At 73.3% G+C, this 4,371-nt stretch carries 6 protein-coding genes; 3 read left to right on the forward strand and 3 right to left on the reverse strand.

Going from position 1 to position 4,371, the window contains the following annotated elements; all coding sequences use genetic code 11:
• Both QZX64_RS13630 and QZX64_RS13635 read right to left on the reverse strand, forming a co-directional pair.
• Positions 1-590: cell wall metabolism sensor histidine kinase WalK (locus tag QZX64_RS13630; protein WP_295660841.1), on the reverse strand; the 590-nt coding region annotated here is incomplete at its 3' end.
• A complete protein-coding gene (locus tag QZX64_RS13635) occupies positions 590-727 on the reverse strand; it encodes a hypothetical protein (protein WP_295660843.1) in 138 nt (45 codons plus the stop codon). The genes QZX64_RS13635 and QZX64_RS13630, both read right to left, overlap by 1 nt.
• A 237-nt stretch (positions 728-964) precedes the next feature.
• On the opposite strand from QZX64_RS13635, the gene QZX64_RS13640 reads away from it, so the two are divergent.
• On the forward strand, positions 965-1,243 hold the full coding sequence (locus QZX64_RS13640) for a GIY-YIG nuclease family protein (protein ID WP_295660845.1): 279 nt from the start codon (positions 965-967) through the stop codon (positions 1,241-1,243).
• Positions 1,244-1,403: 160 nt separating this feature from the next.
• Here the strand turns inward: QZX64_RS13640 and QZX64_RS13645 are convergent, their stop codons facing one another.
• Positions 1,404-2,105, reverse strand: coding sequence for an aspartate/glutamate racemase family protein (locus QZX64_RS13645; RefSeq protein ID WP_295660847.1), 702 nt, complete (start codon positions 2,103-2,105; stop codon positions 1,404-1,406).
• Positions 2,106-2,182: 77 nt separating this feature from the next.
• Here QZX64_RS13645 and QZX64_RS13650 point away from each other — a divergent pair, with 77 nt between their 5' ends.
• Positions 2,183-3,067: a LysR family transcriptional regulator gene (locus QZX64_RS13650; RefSeq protein ID WP_295660849.1), complete on the forward strand. Its 885-nt coding sequence runs from the start codon at positions 2,183-2,185 to the stop codon at positions 3,065-3,067.
• A gap of 70 nt (positions 3,068-3,137) precedes the next feature.
• Positions 3,138-4,371 (forward strand): cytochrome P450 (locus QZX64_RS13655; RefSeq protein ID WP_295660852.1); only part of this gene is annotated, 1,234 nt, incomplete at its 3' end.

The raw sequence follows: 4,371 nt of genomic DNA on the forward strand, positions 1-4,371 counted from the left end.
CCGGTGCCGCCGTACACCCTCGTCGTCGAGGCGTCGACCTGGCTGAAGGACCGGAACAGCCGGTCCACCCGGTCGGCGGGGATCCCGATGCCCGTGTCGCGGACGGCGAAGACGAGCGCACCGGCCTCGTCGAGGCGCTCGCCGAGCACGACCTCGCCGCGCGGCGTGAACTTCACGGCGTTGCTGAGCAGGTTGACCAGCACCCGCTCCATGGCGACGCGGTCGCCGTAGACGGGGACGGGCGTGCTCGCGAGGTCCAGGTCGACGTCGAGGGTGCGCCCCTCCAGCATCTCCTCGCACGCGTGCGTGACGCCGTGGACGGTCTCGCGCAGGTCGAGGCTGCCGAACTCGAGGTCGAGGTTGCCGATCTCGGCGCGCTCGAGCACGAGGAGGTCGTTGACCAGGGCCTCGAGGCGGCTGGAGTTGTGGCGCACCCGCTCCACGGCGTCGATCTGCGCCGCGGTGAGGTCGCCGAAGGCGCCGTCGCGCCGCTCGGTGTAGCCGTGGATGCTGGTGATGGGCGTGCGGAGCTCGTGGCTGACGGTCGAGACGAGGTCCTGCTTGACGCGGTTGACCTCCTGCAGGCGCATCACCGCCTCGTGCTCGCGGCGCAGCGCGGTCTTGACGCGTGCTCGGCGCGCAGGCGGCCGGTGACGTCCTCGCCGGCGGCGAGGTAGCCGAGGCTGCGGCTGCCCACGACGATCTCGGTGATGCTCAGCGAGATCACGTGTCCGGGATCGGTGGTCGGGTGTTCGGGCTTCGGTGGTCGAGTGCCCCGTGAGGAACGAGCGGGGTGTATCGAGACCCCCGCGAAGAATGAGCCGCGGGGATCGGTGGTCGGGTGTTCGGGCTTCGGTGGTCGAGTGCCCCGCGAGGAACGAGCGGGGTGTATCGAGACCCCCTCTCTCCACAGGCACGTCCGCCGCGGCTGGCCGCATCTCATTGCCGCTGCCAGCCTTGCCCGATGCCCTACGTCTACATGCTCGAGTGCTCCGACGGCTCGTTGTACGTCGGCAGCACCCGCGATCTCGCGACCCGTCTGCACCAGCACCAGATCGGCATGGGCGCCGCCTACACCCGCACTCGCCGACCGGTCACTCTCGTGTGGAGCGAGGAGCACGAGCACGTCGGAGCCGCGTTCACACGGGAGAAGCAGGTGCAGCGCTGGAGCCGGGCCAAGAGGCTCGCGCTGATCCGAGGCGAGTACGAAGCCCTGCCCCAGCTGGCGAAGAAGTCATTCTGACGCCCCAGCGGTCGTGGGACTGGGTCTCGATACGCTCGCTGGCGCTCGCTACTCGACCACCGACCTCGACCACCGAGCGGGGCACTCGCTACTCGACCACCCACCTCGACCACCGAGCGGGGCGCTCGCTACTCGACCGCCGAGCAGGGGGGCGGGGAGGTCAGGCGAAGGCGGGGGAGAGCGCGACCTCGGCGAGTGCCCGGGCGTGGGCGTCGGCGGAGTCGATGAGCGGGAGCGGGCTGTCCGCGGGGGAGACCAGCAGCCCGATCTCGGTGCAGGCCAGCACGACGGCCTGGGCGCCGCGGGCGGCCAGCCGCTCGATCACCTCGACGTAGGCGCGGCGGGAGGCGTCCTCGACCCGGCCCTGGGTGAGCTCGTCGAAGATCACGCGGTCGACGAGGTCGCGGTCGGCCGCGTCGGGGGAGAGCGCGGTGATGCCGTGGCGGCCGAGCCGGTCGGCGTAGAACGTCTCCTCCATCACCCAGCGGGCGCCGAGGATGCCGAGCCGGTCCCAGCCCTGCGGGGCGGCGAGGCCGGCCACCGCGTCGGCGATGTGCACCAGCGGCACGTCGATGCCGGCCTCCACCTGCGGCGCGACCTTGTGCATGAGGTTGGTGCAGATCGCCACCACGTCGGCGCCGCCGGCGACGCACGCGCGGGCGGCGTCGGTGAGCAGCGCGGCGGCACGGTCCCAGTCGCCCGCGAGCTGGCAGGCGCGGACCTCGGCGAAGTCCAGCGACTGCAGGGTGATCCGGGCGGACGCGTGGCCGCCCAGGCGCGCCGCCACCGTCTCGTTCACGATCCGGTAGTAGCTGGCCGTCGAGTGCCAGCTCATGCCGCCGATGAGTCCGATGGTCTGCATGGGTTCAGCATGACGTTGGCGGGAGATCCAAGGTAGACCTCTTCTCGTTGCCGGGGCCATAAGCCATGCTTGGAGGCATGGATCCTCGTCGGGTGCTCGTCTTCCGCACGGTGGCGCGCGCCGGCTCGCTCAGCGCCGCGGCCCGGGAGCTCGGCTGGACCCAGCCCGCGGTCAGCCAGCACCTCCAGCGGCTCGAGCGCGAGGCCGGCACGCCGCTGCTCGTGCGCAGCACCCGCGGGGTCACCCTCACCGAGGCCGGCCGCCTGCTGCTCGGCCGGGCCGACGCGGTCGCCGGGGAGCTGCACATGGCCGCGGAGGAGATGGCGTCGCTGGCCCAGCTGCGCGGCGGCCGGGTGCGGATCATCGCCTTCCCGTCCGCCGCCGCGACGATCGTGCCCGCGGCGCTCCGGCTGCTGCGCCGCGACCACCCCTCGGTCGAGGTGGGCATGGTCGAGGCCGAGCCGCCCGAGACGTGGGCCGCGATCCGGGAGGGCGAGGCCGACCTCGGACTGGTCTTCGGGTACGACGGGCCGCCGCCCGACGACGGCGACCTCACCTGGATCCCGCTGGGCGTCGAGCCGGTCGAGCTGGTGCTCCCGGCCGACCACCCGGCGGCCTCGCGCCGCGCCGTACGCCTCGCCGAGCTGGCCGAGGACACCTGGATCGGCGGCTGTCCCCGGTGCCGGCAGCACCTGGTCGACTGCTGCCGGGCGGCGGGCTTCGAGCCGCGCCTGGCCCACGAGTCGGACGACTACGTGGCGGTCCAGGCACTGGTCGCGGCCGGGCTCGGCGTGACGATGCTGCCCCGGTCGGCGCTGGACGCCTTCCAGCACCCGGAGGTCGTCGTCAGGTCCTCGGCCACGCTCGGCACGCGCCACGTGGGGCTCGTGCACCGGCCCGGCGCCGACCAGGTGCCGGCGACGCGTGCCCTGGTCGAGCGCATGCTGCCAGCGCGCCCCTGACTGCGGTTCAGGGGCGACTCAGGGTGCATTACCGATGCGTCGGTGTCCCGGATGCGGTGGAATCACTCCCATGAGCCTCAGGTCCCGCGTCACGTCCGCCATCGGCCGCCTGGTCGTGGCTCGGACCATGCGGGGCGGTGCCCTCGACCTCAGGGCGCTGCGGCGCATGCCCGACCGACTGACCTTCCCCTTCCGGCGCGACGGGCTCGACCCGGTCACCGAGGTCAGCGAGCTCCGGGAGCACGCCCCGGTCGCCCGGCTGGGCGACTTCTTCGGCCGCGGCGTCTGGCTGGTCACGTCGTACGGCGACACGCGCGCGCTGCTGGCCGACGGCACGTCCTTCTCCAACGACCTGGGGCAGTTCGTGTCGCAGGAGGGCCGCAGTGCCGAGGAGCAGATCGGCGGCCTCGGCATGACCGACCCGCCGCTCCACACCGAGCTGCGCCGCTACCTCACCCCCGAGTTCACCCGGCGCAAGCTGGCCCGCCTGGAGCCGCTGATCGAGGGGATCGTGGCCCGGCGGCTCGACGCGATCGCGGCGCAGGGTCCGGACCTGGACCTTGTCGAGGACTTCGCGTTCCCCATCCCCTTCGAGGTCATCTGCGAGCTGCTCGGCCTGCCGGTGGAGGACCGCCGCCACTTCGCGACCCTGGGCGTCGCCCGCTTCGACCTCTCCCAGGGTGGCGTGGGCTCGTTCGGCGCGGCCGCCGCGTCGCGCGAGTTCCTCATCGGGGCCGTCGCCCGCCAGCGCGACGAGCCCGGCCCCGGCCTCATCGGCGGGCTGCTCACCGAGCACGGCGACCACCTCGACGACGTCACCCTCGGGGGCCTGGCCGACGGTGTCTTCCTCGGCGGCTACGAGACGTCGGCCAGCATGCTCGGCCTCGGCGCCTACCTGGTCTCCCGCGACCCCTCGGCCCGCGAGCTGCTGCTGGCCGACGACGGCTCGGCCGATCGGGTGGTCGAGGAGCTGCTGCGCCACCTCACCGTGGTCCAGGTGGCCTTCCCGCGGTTCGCGCGCGTCGACGTGCCCCTCGCCGACGGTCGCACCATCCGCGCCGGCGACGTGGTCGGCTTCTCCCTCGTCGCCGCCAACCGCGACCCCGCGCTGACGCCCGACGCCGACACCTTCGACCCGACGCGCGCGCCCACCCGGCACGTCGCCTTCGGCCACGGCCTGCACCGCTGCGTCGGCGCGGAGCTGGCCAGGATGGAGCTGCGCATCGCGCTGCGCGAGCTCGTGCGCCGCTTCCCCGACCTCAGCCCGACCGCAGAGCCCGACGAGCTGGAGTTCCGCAAGCTCT

The sequence above is a fragment of the uncultured Nocardioides sp. genome (genome assembly GCF_902805925.1).
Lineage (GTDB): Bacteria > Actinomycetota > Actinomycetes > Propionibacteriales > Nocardioidaceae > Nocardioides.